The following is a 17,354-nucleotide window of genomic DNA, read 5'->3' on the forward strand; positions in this document are numbered from 1 at the left end:
ACTACTGGTCATTTACGCGACTTCTCCCCACCCGATCTTGTATCATACTCCTTTATGAGGGGGCGGAGGTTGAGTTCTGCGATGTCTTTGTAATATCAATTCTTAAGAGCAAGACTGAGAAGGGTTTTTAGACCCCTTTTGCTATAATGCTCGCTCAGCTACGTCAGCATATCGGTACTGTCCAATGCTTAGTAAGGCTGAAAATCGAAAAATCATAACGATGAGTATAAATCCGAAAATGGCTAGAAAAAGTAGAATTCTTGATTTGTGCGAACGAGCATCGAGCCTGAACCAGAAGCAGCTGTTAACTCTAGAGTCTCAATTTGATGTTAATGTTGTAGGGGGCTTGGAGAACCTTGTAAATTACTCTCCAAAAAGTGAGCGACCTATCCATAGATGGTTCCGTTATCGTGAGGGATATTCTATCGAATTAGTCAAGAGCATGCTGAGTGAACTACCCAAGAACTCAGTCATTTTAGACCCTTTCTGTGGTGCAGGAACGACTCTTTTAGCTGCAAAAGAGCTGGGTATGAAAGCTATCGGACTAGACGTTAATCCAATGTCGGTGTTGATAGCAAAGGTTAAAACTCGAAATTATAACAGCTCGCAAATAGATGAAATTAGGAAGCTTACCGACTCTGTATCGTCCCTTACCCTAGATAGCGCTTCTGACGAAGCCCCTGAACTTAAAATTATTGATAAAGTTTATCACCCAGAGATTCTAAAATCCCTATTGATAATAAGGTGCTTCATTAAAGCAATTCAAAATGAAGTATCAAGAGACTTCTTCAAAGTGGCTTGGCTATCTATTATTGAAGGTACATCAAATGTCTATAAAGAAGGGAACGGGATTAAATATAGAAATAAAAAGCGTTCTAAGTCAGGTTCATACACAATACCAATTGAAATATGGCAAGAGGAATATTTCCCGCAAGATAAGTTTCGATTTGTTTTAGAAACTTTCTTAAAGAAGTTGGCGGAGATGCTAGATGACATAGCTATACCAGCACCAGACAGCGGTATTACGCCAATAGTAAAATGTGCAAAGGCTGAAGAGATAAGCAACCATGTGAACAGTGAAACAGTGGACTACGTTATTTTTTCCCCACCTTATTGTAACTGCTTTAACTATTTTAAAATTTTCAAGATAGAGCTCTGGATGGGAGAATTCATTGATTCATATGAAGACATGCGAAAACTCAATAGTCAGGCTCTGCGTTCCCACGTAGAAACCACACTGAAAAGAGATTCAGATAAGCGTCTCCCAGCTGTAGAAGCGATAGTGAACCTTGTAGATAGGGATAAGGTTTGGGACAAGAGAATACCCGATGCTATAACTGGGTATTTTGTTGATATGAACTCCGTGTTGGAACAGTGTAAAATCGTTTTGAAAGATAAGGGTTTTTGTTCTGCGGTTGTAGGTAACTCAGTTTATGGAGGAATTGTAATCCCTACCGATCTAATTTTAGCTAGCCTTGCAAGGGATTTAGGTTATGAGAACCAGCATATATCTATAGCTCGATTATTACCTACGAGTGCACAACAGCAGAAATCATTAGGTGATAAACGGCGGTATATGAGAGAAAGCATAATTACCCTGAGAAAGGGGGAATTATGATTGATGATCCAATTAACAACCAAAAAAAAATGACAGTTGAAGAGCCTGAATTAATCTACGTAGACGAGATCCCAAAAAATGTAACTCACGGAAAGAATAAGGTATTTGTTATAAAAAATTCTGGGCTAACTCGGGCTACTCATAAGTTTCACCGATATCCGGGTAAGTTCATTCCACATGTACCGAGGTGGGCTTTAGATAAGTACTTAAGTCCCAATGATAGCTCAAAGTTAGTTCTTGATCCATTTATGGGATCGGGCACCACCCTCGTCGAAAGCAGTATATTCGGTGTATCATCTTATGGCTTAGATATAGATCCAATTGCACGTCTCATATCTAAAGTCAAAACTGCTTCTTACGACTTAAGGGCCCTACAGAGCCATGTGTCCGAACTGAAAGCAATATTAATGTCGAACCAAGTGGCTGAACTTTTTACACCAACGCTCCCGACTCTATCACATTGGTTTAATGAAGCTGCGGTGAAGCAACTTGGAGCTATTCGCGCAACAATTGATAGGTTCAAATCTGAAAAAACCACATACGATTTTTTTCTCGTATGTTTTATCGCCATAATAAGAAGAGCATCGAATGCCGATAATCAAACTCAGAAAACCTATGTCTCGCATACACATCCGAAAATTCCAGAACCTGCCCTACCTTTATTTCTAAAAACAATCGACGATTACTACAAGCGTGTAGTTGAATTTTCGGAACTGAGCTCCACAGATGTGCAAGTTAACATTCTAGAAGAATGCGAAGCTAGAAACGTCGGAGACTTTTGGAGAGAGCACGGCCTACCAAAGATAGATTTGGCAATCACGTCGCCACCTTACGTAAAAAGTGTTGATTACGTTTACAATCAAATGTCCGAATACTTTTGGATTGGAGATCTTTTTGAACTGGAAAGTCAGGCGAAACAAAACTTACAAAAGAAATTGTATGTTGGCACTGATAAAGTTTTCGCTTCGGAGTATCGAGAACAGAATTTTCTGGGGATCGCGACAATAGATAAAGTCTTAGAGCAACTGTATGAATCTAATCAGAAAAGTGGATACATTGTATATAAATATTTCTCTGAAATGCTTCAACATTTTCACCAGATGCGGTCGGTACTAAAGGAAAACTCTAGATACTTGGTTGTAGTTGGCGATAGTGTAGTTAGTGGCATTCCAATTGAGACACACGAGCTATTAGTCGATTGCGCTGAATCTGTTGGATTTTGTCGAGAAAATACGTTTGGATATGAGATAAGGAATCGACATATGCGGTTCCCTCGTCAAGGAAACGGCGGTATTGTAAAGTATGACTGGCTCTTAGATTTAAGGAACTGTAAGTAATGTCTGAAGATTTTTACTGGCGAGTACCAAGAGATAGCTTGATCACAAACTCTGCATTGCAGATGTTCCAGTTACTATATCAAAGAAAAGGCTCAATATTCGATGAGGTTAAGGCTGATATAGATAAAGATTATTCAACACTAACTGGAAAAGAGTATAAAAAGCATGGTGGGCTAATCCAAACATGGGTAAAAGTATTTCAGGAGGCCGGCTGGGTCGCATTAATCCCGAATAAAGACGGAAAAGAGCTGATTGAGATAACCCCAGCCGGGGAGCAAGGGTATCAAATACTTATAAAATTACCTGATTTCCACAAGGCTGCTCCCTACTTTGTAATTGAACTACTTAGTCGAGCACAGTTAAATAACCCTGCGAAACCCAAGTTGACCAAAGACACTGAATATGAAGAAAAACTCTCTTCAAGTGATATATTTCCATATTGGACTCTTTTTAAAATTATTATTGAACTGGAAGATTATATTACTGCTGACGAGCTGAAACGCTTTGTATTCAAACTTCACAGTTCTTCTGAAATTGATAATGCAATAGAAACAATTCGTGCTTATAGGATAGACAAGCATAAAGGCCTCAGTAAAAGTGAGCTTGATACTAAATATAGCGCTGAGCTAGAAGGAGCTAAATCTGAGCCCAAGTACTATATGGGACGACTCGGGACACAAGTTGGTAAATATCCTGCTGTTCTTGAAAAAGAAGGGACTCAGAAATGGGTCCTAAATAAATATTATAAGCCTACTATTCTTGAGATTCTTAAAGAAGAAAAGTCATTTAAGTTATTTGAATCAATTATTGATTGGACACAACATATTGGCAAACCAGTTGATTTAGATGGCGAGTCGCAAAACAACTTGGATAGAGAGGATGATCCTGAACCGGAATTGATACCTCCTGAAATAGACAGTAGTGACAAAATTTTCCAACAATTCAAAGAGCTAATTGATTCAGGTAGTAGAAATTTTATACTATCTGGACCTCCCGGTACTGGCAAAAGTTGGTATGCTCGACAGGTAGCTCTATTACTATCCTCTGGAAAGACTAAGTATATAGAAAGCACTCAGTTTCATCCAAACTTTGGCTATGACGAATTTGTAGAAGGCTATGTTCCATCGTTTGATGAAAATCAAAAGAGCAACGGATTTGAAATTAGACCTAAAGTATTCTTAAAAACGTGTAGTCGCGCTAAGCGCGAGCCTGATAAACTTTTCATAATAGTCATAGACGAATTTACTAGGGGTGACCCAAGCAGGATATTAGGAGAGGTATTAACTTACATAGAACCTGATTATCGGGATAAATACTTTCGTCTTGCATATTCGCAAAGAAAAGAGCAGATTCCTAAAAACCTGATCATTATTGCAACAATGAATCCATACGATAAATCTGTGTCGGATTTGGATGATGCATTAGAAAGAAGATTTGAAAGCATCCTTATGAATCCTGATAGAGAAGTATTGAAGTCATTGTTGGAAAGGAACGGAATGGAGCCTGCACTTCAAGGACGTGTAATTAATTTCTATAACAAGGCTAATAAGTCTTCACCTCATGGTTTGGGACATGCGTTATTTTCGAAGGTGTCCAACCAAAGCGACTTAAGACGTCTTTGGAAACACAAGTTAGAGCGTATTTTTGAAAAGATGTTTCGCTTTGAAATGGAGAAGTACAATGAGCTCAATCAACTCTACAATGAAACAGTTTTGAATGAGTAGTGATTTGGAATTGCAAGACGTTTCTGTAAAAAAACCAACTGAATACATTTTTGATATTCACGAAAATGAATATATCGACATCCCTAATGATTTTATTATCGGGGCTTCGGGTGATATAGAAATAAATAAGGAGGTTTTCGAACATAGCTTAGTAGAAGTAAGCTACCGAAAGGGTAAAATATCTGTTCGGTCGGGAAACTATATTGGTGAAATAAGACTTAACAAAAATGTAATTTTAAATATTAAGCCTAAAGCTCCAATTGCAAATCTCATGCATATAATTTCATGTGCGAATAGTGAAATAAAAATATTAGAATATTATAAACGGTTTTACGGAATTTCGAGTATAGAATCTCAAAATTTAAAACACTTTCTTGTATCTTGCTTCATAGTTGAGCTTAGACATCTTTTATCTGAAGGTATTTTCAAGGTTTATATTGAAAAAGAAGATATCGTCAATTCACCTAAGGGTAAAATATCGTTCTCTAAAACTATTTCTCAGTGCGTTGCTAAAAACCATCCTAATAAGTTAGCAGTTATTGACTACAATTTCACTTCAGACCATGAGTTGAATCAGTTAATAAAATATACAATTTGGTTCTGTTTATATCAGCTACCAAATTTCGATGGTGAAAAATCAAAGGCATTGAAAAAGAATTTATATGAGATTTACGAACAATTCGATAATGTGACATTGGATCTAAGCAGAAAATTCATTGAAAAAGTTAATAAAATAATTTTAGATAACTCAATTCCTACGCTTAGAAGTTATTATTACAATATAATCAACTTGTCAAAGGAAATTATAAATGCTTCGATATTGGATCTTGAAAAAAACACTAATAATATCTCTTTATCTGCATTCGTAATTAATGTAGCTTACGTTTTCGAATCTTATTTACTTAACCTATTCAAATCTAATCAATATGGATTTAATGTCTTTGATGGAAACAGTGACGGTAAGAAAAAATTATTTAATGACAATAATACTTATGAAGCTAAGCCTGACTATATTTACGAAGATAAAGATAATAACATACGGCTCGTTGCGGATGCAAAGTATAAAAAGTCAGCAAAGGAAACCGACCGCTATCAATTGATTTCTCATGCGCTTTCTTACGGAGCTAATATCGCAGTGTGTATTTTGCCAAGCTTTATTACTCGGGAAGAATCATTAGTGTACATTGGCGAGATTGGTGGCGGTCATAAAATTAATTTCTATAATTATTATCTAGATTTACAAAATGAAAACATTGAACTAGTTGAGCAGCAGCTTATTGATTGCATCAGTCGCTTAGTAAATGAAGCTTGATTATATTCAAGCTGCTTAGATTCCCACGTTAGTTCGGAAACTAATAAAAATAGGTATGCTTTCTAGAGAATGCTAATACTCGAAGCTTGCAAGGTTTTGAGAGACCTGAGCAACAACACTCTCGTCACCTGTAAGTTATTCGATTAATCTGTACCAAGACAGCCTCACAGCTGTGAGCTATTCGACTAATCTGTACCAAAACAGACCCGCACCTGTGAGTTATCTGATTAATATTTACCATAACGCCTTGAAATAAAAAGATTCAACATGCTTCTCTATCATCAATTGTAGTGCTCAAGAAGGCGTTAACGAATATGGGAATAAACGTATCATTAAGGTCGATTGGCAACTATTCGAGTATATCCATCTTGCCTATTGCTTAACGCTTCACAAGTTGCAGGGGTTACAAACGAAAAACGTAATCATACTTGTTGAGCGAGGCTTTTTACTTGACCGAAGTTGGCTATATACGGCTGTATCCCGAGCCGAAGATAAACTGCATATTATTGGCAAAAAGTCAGATTATCGATATGGTGTCAAGAAGAAAGGGGCTTACGATACCCAAAAAACTGCCTTAGCTGAAATGCTGAAGTACTCATACACAAGCGATACACAAAGATGACTTTCGTTGCAGAGCTAATAAACTTGTAACTTTACATCAGACACAAAAAAGCCGACACAATGTCGGCTTTATACGGAGCTGCTTAAATATTATTTAATTGAGAGACGAGTCTTTGTGCGGATTCTGCCTTCTTGCTTAGCTTTAGCGATAGCGGTGTGAAGCATGTGCAAACCGGCGACTTTCCTCTCAGAAACTTTACGAGTTTGGTTTGAATGCATAAAAATCTCCAGAATCACTGTCGTGGGGGTTATTTATTAACCGATAGTTCCATCTTAACGCAACACCCTTATAGTTGGCCAGTTTCTTATAGAAAGCATTCAACTTAGAGTATTGAGCTTCCGCAACATACACTGAAGGCGTTATCTCACTACACGCATAGTGCGATTTTAAACCGTCCGTGATAACAGGGTAGAACCCCACCGAGACTTCCAGTAGCTAATTTCGCTTGTTGGGCCAGCTATGAGCCTAATTTTTGCTAAATCGAAACAAGTTATGTTTGACATTCATAACCTTTCAGCTTAATTTTGAGTGGTACGTAAATCATCCGGGATCAATAACCTACGTACTTAGAACAACTCATCAACCAATGACAAGTTGCTAGTTCACTCCATGCTGATCGAGATCCTATCAGGGGTGAAGGAGTAATTATGTCTATCTACAACATTTTCTTAAGCCAAAAAGACAAGGCTTTTCTGAAGGCTCTGGCCAAAACCATCAAATCAGAGTGTTCCCCTGAGTCAGAACTTACATCTATTCAAAACACTATCGCGTCCAGTTTAGGCTACAACAGTTGGAACGCCCTGCAAAAATTTAATCAATGCGATGTTCAATTCACCGATCTGGCATCAATCCTGAAAATCGCTATTTCACATACGGTAACAGAGTTGTTTAATGCTACCGATGTCAATGACGCTAGTAACGAGCTTTATAGCTTGTTTTTCGGCTCCTCGGTATGGACTGAATATGGCGACAATACTCCCGGTAACACGATTAACATGTGTTTACTACCACTCGACCATCAGGGGCAATACGAACTAGTTGGCTTCACGAGTGAGCTAGATCTTGTTAAGAAGATAGAAAGCCGTCTCAGTACAAGTCTGGTAATGAATCCCGTTATTAGCATTGACAGAAAACTGATTAGCCGTCGTGAGCGTCCATATGCTGCGCGCCGCCCTATCCTAAAATACTTTGAATCAGTAGAAGGGATTGTGTTTATAGAGTCCGATACGAAAATCTGCCATTTTGATTATATCTCATCGTCGGAGATTAATATCACTAGTGATGATATCAAGCACGCTTTAATGCGTTGTGCTTTTCTTAGTCCATCGTCCTACATATACCAATTTCGAATTGAGAAAGATTTATTTGTAGCTCGGGTCTATCGTGAAGAAATTAATAGTAGCAGAAACAGCTTGGCGGGTGCGGTAAAAATTGATAGCGAAAACCGCGATCTTCTAAAATCTCGAACGCACCCTGTAGAGGGCTATTCATGCGTAGAGGATGCTTTAATCTATGCTGCTTTTGATGACAATTTTCACATGACGCCTAATGAGAACCATAGTTACTTTGATTTTTGCCGATATAGCATTGCAAAGATTTTCGAACTTCAGTCCTTTGCGTCCGATCTCGTCAAGGTGGCTGATACCTTTAGATAGAAAGTCGCTGACCTAATTCGAGAATACTCAGGTTTCATTTAAAAACTCACCACTTCTGGAAACGTCATCAGAATAGGTATGTTATGACAAAACGACCTAAGTATATTGGCTACTGGGTTAATGGCAATTTGATGGGCGTTATATGCCGGATGGAGAGAAATGAACATTTTTATTACTATAGTGGCTGATCGAACCTATTCATGAGTTTCGTAGGCTCAAGGGCGAAGTTCTCTTCACTTGCCGTTAACTTCCAGTCTAAGTAAACTCTAATTAATTTGAGCTGCAAACGTCATGTAAATATTTGCCCCAAACTTCACTTGTACTCGGGGGACGCCGTCAGAATGCGATTAAAGAGAGTACGAGCAGCACTTTTAGACTCACCATAGTTTCTCGTCATTAATCATGTGTGTGCTAGCACGAGCATATACTGGAATCTTTATAACTACGTTACGTCTACTCTTCTACTGACAGTTGAATAACGCCACTGCCTGCCATAAGCAGAAGCCTTTCCTTTTCGGTTAATTGGGCTTCAGCTGCTTGACCAAGGTATGCCCAGCGCTCAATCACTTCTGAGGCTGATTTAGGCTGACGCTCAAATACTGCCTGCGCTTCATTGATGAGAAACTGGTCAAGCTCGACTTTACCTATGCCTTGTTGCTCTTCGTCCATTTGCTACCTCGTGAATTAGGAGTGCTATTTCGCGCAACTTGACTGTTGGGCGGAGCGACTACTCGTTGGGTTCAACTAAACATAGCTTCCCTATCTTTATTAAGCAATAGCAATCTAAACATAAAGGATTGATTAATAACAAAAAATTTAAATTTGTCAGTGTTTTTTAATTCGTTTTTTTATTCTGTATCTGGAGTAACTGACTGTATAAAAACACGATATTGGGTATTAATTGTATGAAAATATAATGGTATGAAAAGTCGAAAATTCAATAGTAAACAATCTCACTTTTTTCCAAGGTATCCGTCATTAAATGATGCAAATAATTGCTATCACTCACTCATAGACTTTAGATAGCGGCTCATTGCCTCTTCAAAAATGTGTTCATCGCCAAAGTCATCAGTTATTAATGCGGCTGCTTCACCATTAACAATTGGGTCAATTGCATCAATAACGGAATAGGCCCATGATGAAAAGTTAGCCTTTTGCTCCTGAGAGCCATGCTGATAAATATCGGCTCCGTTTAGCTCGCTCAGAAACATTCGGCAGTCCCTAGCTCGCTGCCATTTCATAAATAGCGCAAGAAAGGTCTTTATGCGGCTGTGCTCCGAGGTGACTCGTCTTTCATGCTCTTCGCGACGCAGCCTCAACTTTTCGAATCGTTGTCTCCCTGCTTCTCGCTCAGCTCTTACCACTTTTGTTTGCTCGGATGACTGCTCCAGTGTAGTCATCACGTGAGCAAGCTGCTGTTCAAGGGAGAGGGTTGGCTTATCCTCAAAAACGCCTTTTACTCCGGCTGGCATCGGACCTTCAATAATGAGCTGTAGACAACCACTAGGAACATTGATTTTTTCATGCCAGACACGACCATATTTTGTTTTCTCTTCAATCTCCTTTTTCTCCAGTTCACGCTTTTGTTGTTTGAGGCGCTCACGCAAGCGAAACGGAACGGGCTCCCCATTGATTGTCACCAAGTTAGTTAAACGTTTCGCATAGCGATGCTTTTCGACTTTTACTATCCAGCCTTTCTTCTCGAAGGATTCAAGTAGTGTATAAAAAATATAAATAGCCCGAGTTTGCTGCTCTGGAGATACATCCAGCCTCATCACTTTATCATTGTCGTATGGCTGAACCATCAGGAAGTCATACTTGTAATGAGGTTTGGACATCGACGATTTAATCGATTTTAGCAAGGGGTAACGAGATATCGGTTTTGTGGGCTTTGGTAGTGGGGCTGGAACTAATTTGGACTTTTCACGCTTAGTTCGTTGTAGTGGAGTAAGGTCAATAACAAGTGAGGGTGATACCGACTTAGGTAAAGGTGTTACTGAAACCTTTTTATTCAGAGCCTTCTGGGCCCAGTAACCGCTTTTAGGTCTTGGGATACTATGTCTATCAAGAAGTTTCCCCAGTCCATTTGCATCCACTTGCCAACAGGCTGCTAATTTATTTAGCGGTGAACTCCACACCGCATAATAAAGTTCAGCAATGGTGTATTTTCGTTTTATCATTTTGTAGACCGCCTCATCCTTAGGTTCCTGACTGCACAGTTGGTTGTTCATAAGCCTTCTTCCGATGCCCAAATAATAGCCGGAAATTGTCTATGATTCTCTGTTCAATCCATAGAAGGGCTGGAAAGTGTCTAGGTTAGTGATGGCGGTCCACTATTCATGTTTCATCGAACGCACTTGCAACAATCTGTGTCCGACGCGTAACATTTGGGCGTGGCATATAGACACATTATTTACTCAAAGCCAAATAATGGTGTGAGGTTCACGCATTTGGACATAAGCTATTGATAAAGATGAGTAAAGTTGACAATCCAACTGGTATTTTTTTATCTTTTGCTGAAATCATTTGAGAGTAAAGTCCTTTTGACTAAGAGGCGTCTACTAGGGCTAAGCAGCAATTTCACCGACGAAACCCATTATCAAGCAGTTATCAAAATCATACTTAACAGGAAGTGAATGCCTTTTAAGGCTATCAACGTGAAGCCGCAGAATGCGGCTTCACGAACGATGCACTTTTCTTGTCCAAATATTAGGATAAACAGTGATCAACCTGCCTTTCGCATTGATTAAAAATCTAAAAGTAAGTTTCCGTAAACTCAGCCAACGCACTTCGTTCAACTTCATCAAATACTAGAATGCTAGCCCTATCGAATTTTCGGTAAATATTTATCGCAGCGCTTATCCCCGCGCTGGCAGGTGTCACAAACTTATCGTCAATTTGAGCCAAATTGCCCAATAAAATTGTCCGGCAATTTGTCCCTCCGCGACTGAGGACACCTTTCATCTGTGCTCGAGTAAGGTTCTGACACTCATCTACAATGAAGCATGTATCATCAAAACTCCTACCTCGAACATACGCCAAGCTAGTAATTTCAATATTGGCGCTTTCCATGATGTGCTCTACAGTCGTAGCAGTTGCTAGCTCATCTCCGACTTCACCATGCATCGAAATTAAAGCATCAGTGACACCACCAAGAAGGGGTAATGATTTTTCTTTCAAATCGCCCGGCAGAAACCCCGGATCGTCGTCCATAAAATCTCTTGAGCGAACAATGACGATTCGCTTATATCGCTTGTCTTCCAAAACTTGATGCAGTGCGGCTGCAACGGCAAGAAAAGTCTTACCTGAACCTGCTGGCCCCATTAAGATGTTTAACTCGTAATGCGGATCTGTAAGCTGGCTTAGTGCTATCGTTTGTCTCGGGTTTTTCGGCAAGATGCCCCACACTTTGGATGGCTTTCGTGGAAGAAGCTTTGTGAATATATACTTTTCTGTTACCTCAGACACCATACCAATGTGACCAGCTTCATCGTACCAATGACTGTTGTATTGGATATCGTCTCTAAACAATGAACGATCTAACTGATAAATGTCACCTGACAATTTGAAATCATCATCTGTTGTGAGTTTTGCAAACAGGTCACCCTCGAAAAATTGAACCCCCGTGTAAAGTAAGTCTAAATCTGAGATATCATTATCAATCGGTACATCTTCAGCAGAGACACCAACTGTCCGGGCCTTTAACCGCATATTGATATCGCGACTCACAATCGAAACTGGTCTTTCAATTATTCTTTGTAATTGCAGAGCGTAGTTTATAATCCTATTATCAGCCTCGCTGCCAATACCATGTGATAACGCATTGTCTAAATCGATCTCCGTATCAATTGCGATAAACAATTTGCCCCGACTTCCCGTTTCACCGTTACCTAAGTCAACTCCATTAGCCAGTTCATCAGTATCATAGCCTGAGACAATATCTTCGAGCATTCGAATACATGCACGCGCATCAGCGCTCACAGACTTGTCTCTTCGTTCTTTAAGATTATCCAGCTCTTCTAGAACCGTCAGGCAAATATAGATATCATCTTCATACGCGTATAGGGATTTCGGATCGTGAACTAAGGCTGAGGTATCAAGCACTCGAGGTGTATTAGTCTTTTTAATCATTATGCTGCCTCGCTGAAGTTTGTGTCAATTAACGAAGTATTTGTGACCCTGCTACAGTATTTAATAGTGAGATGGGATGACACAGACTTAGCGAGTTCAAATTTTTTGTTACTGAATGAAGTCATTTTTACAGTTTTTTCTGTTACCCCAGTCTCAAGCCAGTAAAAACAAGAAGGTGACAACTTTTCCAACTCTTTTAGAATTGGGTATTTTGTTAAATAGTAACTATCAATTTGCGCCAGGTTACCCGACACCACTAATTTGGTGTTCTCGCCACAGCGGGTAATAAGCGTTTTTAGCTGAGACGCGGTTAAATTCTGAGCTTCATCCAGAATAACAATGGCATTTTGTATGCTACGCCCGCGCATAAAGTTCAGCGATTTAAACTGAATGTTGGCCTTTTTCATTATGTAATTGAGGCTCGATTCCATGCTCTCATCCTGCTTATGCAAAGCTTCCAGCGAATCAGTTATGGCCGACAGCCAGGGAGCCATTTTTTCTTCTTCGGTGCCGGGCAAATAACCAATAGATTCGGCAATTTCAGGCGTATTACGGGTAACGATAATTTTCTCATAAATGCCCTGTTCCACCACCATTTGCAGTGCAGCCGAAAGCGCAAGAAAAGTTTTACCACTGCCGGCAGGTCCGGTTAGAGTCACCATGTCCATACTGGTATCTAATAAAGCGTGCATTGCCATAGCCTGATAAATATTCTTAGGGTGAACACCCCAGGCTCCGTAAGACATCATCCGTTCTACGCTTAAATCCATCAGCGTTACGGTTTCGCTGTCGTATTCTTCCACCCGCGCCGCAAAATTATTGGTTGAGTCAATAATGTATTCATTAGCGAAAACCTGAGGCAGCAGTTCACGGCTCACCGTATGGTAGGCATCACGACCTTCCTGCTGCGTTTGCACTTCTCCCACCTGCGACCAGAAGTCGCCTTCAAACTTATAAAAACCTTTGGTCAGCAAGCGAATGTCGTCAATAAGCTGGTCGGTGCGATAATCTTCAACATACTTCATACCTGCGCCTTTGGCCTTCAGGCGCATGTTGATGTCTTTGGTAACCAGCACCACGCCAGCCGGCGAGCGCTCCCGTTGAATTTCCAGTGCCGCCTGAATAATGCGGTGGTCGTTCTCTGCCAGCGACAACACTGACTCGGTCTGCTCTAGCTGATAGTCGGGGAAAATGGCCAGGGTTCCGTTCGCTGTGTGCTCACCTTGCACCCGGTTTAACGGAACACCAGCAACAATTTCTTCCGGTGTGGCTTCTTTTAAAACCTCTTCCAGTGAGCGAATAGCGACCCGGGCTTCTCGGCTCACGTCTCTATTGCGGTCTTTTATATTATCGAGCTCTTCCAGAACCACCATGGGGATAACCACGTTGTGTTCATCGAAGTTGAGAAAAGCGAGAGGGTCGTGCAGAAGAATATTGGTGTCCAGGATAAAGAACTTGCCAGCGTTTGTTGTCATTAGCGCGTACCTTTGCTTGTGATTATTCTTTTCTTACAGCTTAGCCTAAAATTCATGACACAACGGTTACAGAAATAAATTTTTCCTCGGAATTGGCGAGCGAATTAAGTACCATTGCGACCTTGGAAAATGGCGCGCGGGAGTGTGTAGTGAGCGAGTTTAGAGTTGGACAACGTTACCTTAGTGAAACTGAAACCGAATTAGGGCTAGGCATGATCACCCAGGCCGAAGGTCGTCACTTAACCGTGATGTTCCCCGCAACCGGTGAAGTGCGACTGTATTCAGCTCAGGAAGCCCCTCTGGCGCGTTATCAACTGCAAGTACAGCAACAGGGCAAACACGCCGACGGCTGGAGCTTCACAATTCATGAACTGACAGAATCACAGGGTATTGTGACCTACCATGGTTTACGCGATGACAATCAGGAGTCTGTTGTGGTTCCGGAAACCCAGTTATCGCATCAGGTGGACAGTAACCCAGCATTGACTCGTTTACTGGCAGGCCAGGCCGACCGCCTGGATATGTATCAGTTGCGCTGCGAGGCCAGTGAACATCTGGCGCATCATCAGGCCAGCGAAGTTGCTGGTTTATTAGGTGTTCGCACCCATTTGCTGCCGCACCAGTTGTATATTGCCAAAACCGTTGCCGACCGTTACCACCCGCGCGTGCTTTTAGCCGATGAAGTGGGCTTAGGAAAAACCATTGAAGCCGGCATGATCATCAAACGCCGCCTGAATACCGGCCGCTCACAGCGGGTCTTGATTGTGGTACCGGAATCGTTAATGCATCAGTGGCTGGTTGAGTTACGCCGCCGCTTTGCGCTGAACTTTACCCTGTTTGATGATGAGCGTTGCGAACAAGCGGAAGCCGACAGTGAAAATCCGTTTTTAACTGAACAGCACATTATTATCAGTAGCCGCTTTATGCACGAGTCGCGCTGGAGTCAGGCGTTGCTTGAAGCGGAATTCGATCTGCTGATTATTGATGAAGCACACCATTTACAGCCAGAGGCGCCCGAATTTAGTGCGGTTAAAAACCTTTGTGAAGCGGTGCCCGGCTTGTTGCTGTTAACGGCAACCCCTGAGCAGGAAGGTGCCGAGGGCCATTTCCAGCGACTGCAGCTGCTGGACCCGGACAGATTCTCCGACTTTGCCAGTTTTCAGCAAGAGCAAACCGAGTATAAAGAATTAGCAGAACAGGCCGAGTCAGTTACTGACCAGGCCAAACTCGATGACCTGCTGGATAAACATGGTACCGGCCGTGTGATGTTCCGTAACCGCCGGGCCGATATCGGCGGTTTTCCTGAACGCCATTTTCATCCGGTAGAACTGGATGAATGCGAACCCGATGAAGACATGCCCTGGTGGATGGAAGATCCGCGCATTGACTGGTTATTGAATCACATTAAACAAAACCGTTCGGAAAAAGCACTGCTGATATGCAAAACGGCAGAGCAAGTTCTGGATTTATCCGAAGCCCTGCGGGTATTGGCTGGTGTGCAGGCGGCAACCTTCCATGAAGGTATGACACTGACCGAACGAGACCGTTCTGCCGCCTTTTTTGCCAGCGAAGAAGACGGTAGCCCTATTCTGCTGTGCTCAGAAATTGGCAGTGAAGGCCGTAACTTTCAGTTCGTGCATCAGCTTATTTTATTCGACTTGCCGAGCAACCCGGACTTGCTGGAACAACGCATTGGCCGCTTAGACCGCATTGGTCAACAGCAGAATATTGATATTTATCTGCCTTACTGCAAAGGCTCGGCTGAAGCCATATTGCTGCCCTGGTACGAGCAGGGTATGAACGCCTTCTCTCAGTGTAATGCGATAGGCCGTAAACTGTATGATGCTTTTGGTACGGACATTGAGCAGGCTGTTGCTGAGCAAAAGCCACTCAGTGACGAGTTGCTGGAGCAGACGAAAGAACTGCACAAAACCTGGCTGGAACGGAACCGTGAAGGGCAGGACAAGTTGCAGGCACTAAACGCCTGCCGTCCTGAAACCGCTGAAAAAATCATAGAACAAATTCATAGCGACAGCGATACCGACACCCTGGCCGACTTTATGATTGCCTTCTTTGACCGTTTTGGCGTGACTAACGAAGTGCTGGACGAAGAGCGCTGGTTTATTCGCCCGGGTGAGCATATGCGTGTCGGCAGCCTGCCGGGACTGCCGGATGATGGCATCACCATAACCTTTGACCGGGTCACCGCGCTGAACTTTGAAGATACTGACTTTTTAAGTTGGGATCACCCTATGGTACAAGCTGCACTCGAACTGTTGACTGCAGATGACTTTGGCAGTACTTGTGTGGCGGAACTGAAAAATCCAGCGATTCCAGCGGGTAGCTGGTTCCTGGAACTGGACTTTGCCAGCATAGTACCGGCACCTAAAGCCGCGGCGTTGCAGGAGTTCTGCCCATTGCAGAGTTTACGTCTGTTGTTTAATGGTCAGGGTCAGGAGCTTTCCGCTAAAGTATCGCGCGAATTGCTCGATCAACAATCCAGCTTTATTGATAAAAAAACCGCGCGACAGATATTGCGTCAGTTACGCGACCCTGCGCAAAAAATTATTCAGTCCGGCCAGCAACAGGCTCGTGAGTGGCAGCAAAAGCAGTTGGATGAAGTAAAGCAAAATGCATTGGCCTCGCTGCAACACGAGCGCACACGACTGCTCGAATTGCGGAAGAAAAATCCGTCAGTACGCAGCAGTGAAATAGAGGCTATAAATTGGCGCGAAGAGCAAATTACAGCGGCGCTGGAAAGCCCGCAGTTATCGCTTCAGGCCGTGCGTATTCTGGTTAATAACCATTAATGACGCTGCTCCATTATCAGCCGCCGACAACACCATTTCTTCAGGTTATTTATGAAGACAGACAGTTGCTGGTGGTTGATAAGCCCAGCGGGCTACTCAGTGTTCCGGGTAAGCGACCAGAGCATAAAGACTCGGTTTATACCCGCGTACAGCGCGTGCATCCGGAAATAAGAGTGGTCCACCGGCTGGATATGGCAACTTCCGGAGTTCTTTTACTGGCAAAAACCAAAGCCGCGCAAAGCCACCTGAACCGACAATTTCAGAATCGCACAACCAGTAAAAGATATATTGCACGCGTTTGGGGCAAATTGCCCGCTCCGCAGGGAGAAATAGAGTTGCCGTTGTCCTGCGACTGGCCAAACCGCCCACGTCAGCACATGGATTTTTTCACCGGTAAACCCAGCACGACTTTTTATCGGGTAACGAATTTTGATAACGGTTGCAGCCGCGTTGAACTGACACCTCATACCGGACGCTCACATCAGCTAAGAGTTCATATGCAGGCCATTGGCTGCCCCATTCTGGGGGATAAGTTCTACGCCCACAACGAGGCCTTCAATGCCGCCGAGCGCTTGTTGCTGCACGCAGAATACCTTGGCGTAACCCATCCGCAAACCGAACAGCCCATAGAGTTCTCCAGCCCCGTTCAGTTTTAGCAATTTGCACTCAA

11 protein-coding genes and 1 pseudogene are annotated in these 17,354 nt (G+C 42.3%); 8 read left to right on the forward strand and 4 right to left on the reverse strand.

Annotated features, from left to right (window positions below; genetic code table 11):
- Nucleotides 1-238: 238 nt before the first annotated feature.
- The 6 genes from NJR55_RS07305 (at nucleotide 239) to NJR55_RS07325 (ending at nucleotide 8,268) form a co-directional block, all read left to right on the forward strand.
- The gene (locus NJR55_RS07305; protein WP_253619175.1) at nucleotides 239-1,618 is read left to right on the forward strand and encodes a DNA methyltransferase; all 1,380 of its coding nucleotides are present in this window, start codon (nucleotides 239-241) and stop codon (nucleotides 1,616-1,618) included.
- Nucleotides 1,615-2,955: a site-specific DNA-methyltransferase gene (locus tag NJR55_RS07310; protein WP_253619177.1), complete on the forward strand. Its 1,341-nt coding sequence runs from the start codon at nucleotides 1,615-1,617 to the stop codon at nucleotides 2,953-2,955. The genes NJR55_RS07305 and NJR55_RS07310 overlap by 4 nt, the downstream gene beginning before the upstream one ends.
- A complete protein-coding gene (locus NJR55_RS07315) occupies nucleotides 2,955-4,679 on the forward strand; it encodes an McrB family protein (RefSeq protein ID WP_253619179.1) in 1,725 nt (574 codons plus the stop codon). The genes NJR55_RS07310 and NJR55_RS07315 overlap by 1 nt, the downstream gene beginning before the upstream one ends.
- Nucleotides 4,672-5,991 carry an McrC family protein gene (locus NJR55_RS07320; RefSeq protein WP_253619181.1) on the forward strand — a complete coding sequence of 440 codons (1,320 nt, stop codon included), beginning with the start codon at nucleotides 4,672-4,674 and terminating at the stop codon, nucleotides 5,989-5,991. The genes NJR55_RS07315 and NJR55_RS07320 overlap by 8 nt, the downstream gene beginning before the upstream one ends.
- 361 nt (nucleotides 5,992-6,352) lie before the next feature.
- Nucleotides 6,353-6,613 carry an ATP-binding domain-containing protein gene (locus tag NJR55_RS13790; RefSeq protein ID WP_420844462.1) on the forward strand — a complete coding sequence of 87 codons (261 nt, stop codon included), beginning with the start codon at nucleotides 6,353-6,355 and terminating at the stop codon, nucleotides 6,611-6,613.
- A 647-nt stretch (nucleotides 6,614-7,260) separates the two neighbouring features.
- Complete coding sequence (locus NJR55_RS07325) at nucleotides 7,261-8,268, forward strand: hypothetical protein (RefSeq protein WP_253619182.1); 1,008 nt, start codon at nucleotides 7,261-7,263, stop codon at nucleotides 8,266-8,268.
- A gap of 453 nt (nucleotides 8,269-8,721) precedes the next feature.
- On the opposite strand, the gene NJR55_RS07330 is transcribed toward NJR55_RS07325, so the two are convergent.
- The 4 genes and pseudogenes from NJR55_RS07330 to NJR55_RS07345 all read right to left on the reverse strand — a co-directional run.
- Nucleotides 8,722-8,937, reverse strand: a complete 216-nt coding sequence (locus NJR55_RS07330; protein WP_253619183.1) for a hypothetical protein — start codon at nucleotides 8,935-8,937, stop codon at nucleotides 8,722-8,724.
- Nucleotides 8,938-9,269: 332 nt separating this feature from the next.
- Nucleotides 9,270-10,499 carry a hypothetical protein gene (locus tag NJR55_RS07335; RefSeq protein ID WP_253619184.1) on the reverse strand — a complete coding sequence of 410 codons (1,230 nt, stop codon included), beginning with the start codon at nucleotides 10,497-10,499 and terminating at the stop codon, nucleotides 9,270-9,272.
- A gap of 523 nt (nucleotides 10,500-11,022) precedes the next feature.
- The gene (locus NJR55_RS07340) at nucleotides 11,023-12,399 is read right to left on the reverse strand and encodes a PhoH family protein (protein WP_253619185.1); all 1,377 of its coding nucleotides are present in this window, start codon (nucleotides 12,397-12,399) and stop codon (nucleotides 11,023-11,025) included.
- Between the two features lie 212 nt (nucleotides 12,400-12,611).
- Nucleotides 12,612-13,874 (reverse strand): annotated as a pseudogene (locus NJR55_RS07345) (PhoH family protein); the annotation flags it as partial.
- A 149-nt stretch (nucleotides 13,875-14,023) separates the two neighbouring features.
- On the opposite strand from NJR55_RS07345, the gene rapA reads away from it, so the two are divergent.
- Both rapA and NJR55_RS07355 read left to right on the forward strand, forming a co-directional pair.
- The gene (gene rapA / locus NJR55_RS07350) at nucleotides 14,024-16,684 is read left to right on the forward strand and encodes an RNA polymerase-associated protein RapA (RefSeq protein WP_253619187.1); all 2,661 of its coding nucleotides are present in this window, start codon (nucleotides 14,024-14,026) and stop codon (nucleotides 16,682-16,684) included.
- Nucleotides 16,684-17,340, forward strand: coding sequence for an RluA family pseudouridine synthase (locus NJR55_RS07355; RefSeq protein WP_253619188.1), 657 nt, complete (start codon nucleotides 16,684-16,686; stop codon nucleotides 17,338-17,340). Before rapA ends, NJR55_RS07355 begins: the two co-directional genes overlap by 1 nt.
- Nucleotides 17,341-17,354: the final 14 nt, after the last annotated feature.

This window comes from Idiomarina rhizosphaerae, assembly GCF_024159085.1.
GTDB classification, from domain to species: domain Bacteria; phylum Pseudomonadota; class Gammaproteobacteria; order Enterobacterales; family Alteromonadaceae; genus Idiomarina; species Idiomarina rhizosphaerae.

Coding starts and splice junctions, on each gene's coding strand:
- NJR55_RS07305 (WP_253619175.1), top strand. CDS start 239: ATGGCTAGAAAAAGTAGAATTCTTGATTTGTGCGAACGAGCATCGAGC.
- NJR55_RS07310 (WP_253619177.1), top strand. CDS start 1,615: ATGATTGATGATCCAATTAACAACCAAAAAAAAATGACAGTTGAAGAG.
- NJR55_RS07315 (WP_253619179.1), top strand. CDS start 2,955: ATGTCTGAAGATTTTTACTGGCGAGTACCAAGAGATAGCTTGATCACA.
- NJR55_RS07320 (WP_253619181.1), top strand. CDS start 4,672: ATGAGTAGTGATTTGGAATTGCAAGACGTTTCTGTAAAAAAACCAACT.
- NJR55_RS07325 (WP_253619182.1), top strand. CDS start 7,261: ATGTCTATCTACAACATTTTCTTAAGCCAAAAAGACAAGGCTTTTCTG.
- NJR55_RS07330 (WP_253619183.1), bottom strand. CDS start 8,937: ATGGACGAAGAGCAACAAGGCATAGGTAAAGTCGAGCTTGACCAGTTT.
- NJR55_RS07335 (WP_253619184.1), bottom strand. CDS start 10,499: ATGAACAACCAACTGTGCAGTCAGGAACCTAAGGATGAGGCGGTCTAC.
- NJR55_RS07340 (WP_253619185.1), bottom strand. CDS start 12,399: ATGATTAAAAAGACTAATACACCTCGAGTGCTTGATACCTCAGCCTTA.
- NJR55_RS07355 (WP_253619188.1), top strand. CDS start 16,684: ATGACGCTGCTCCATTATCAGCCGCCGACAACACCATTTCTTCAGGTT.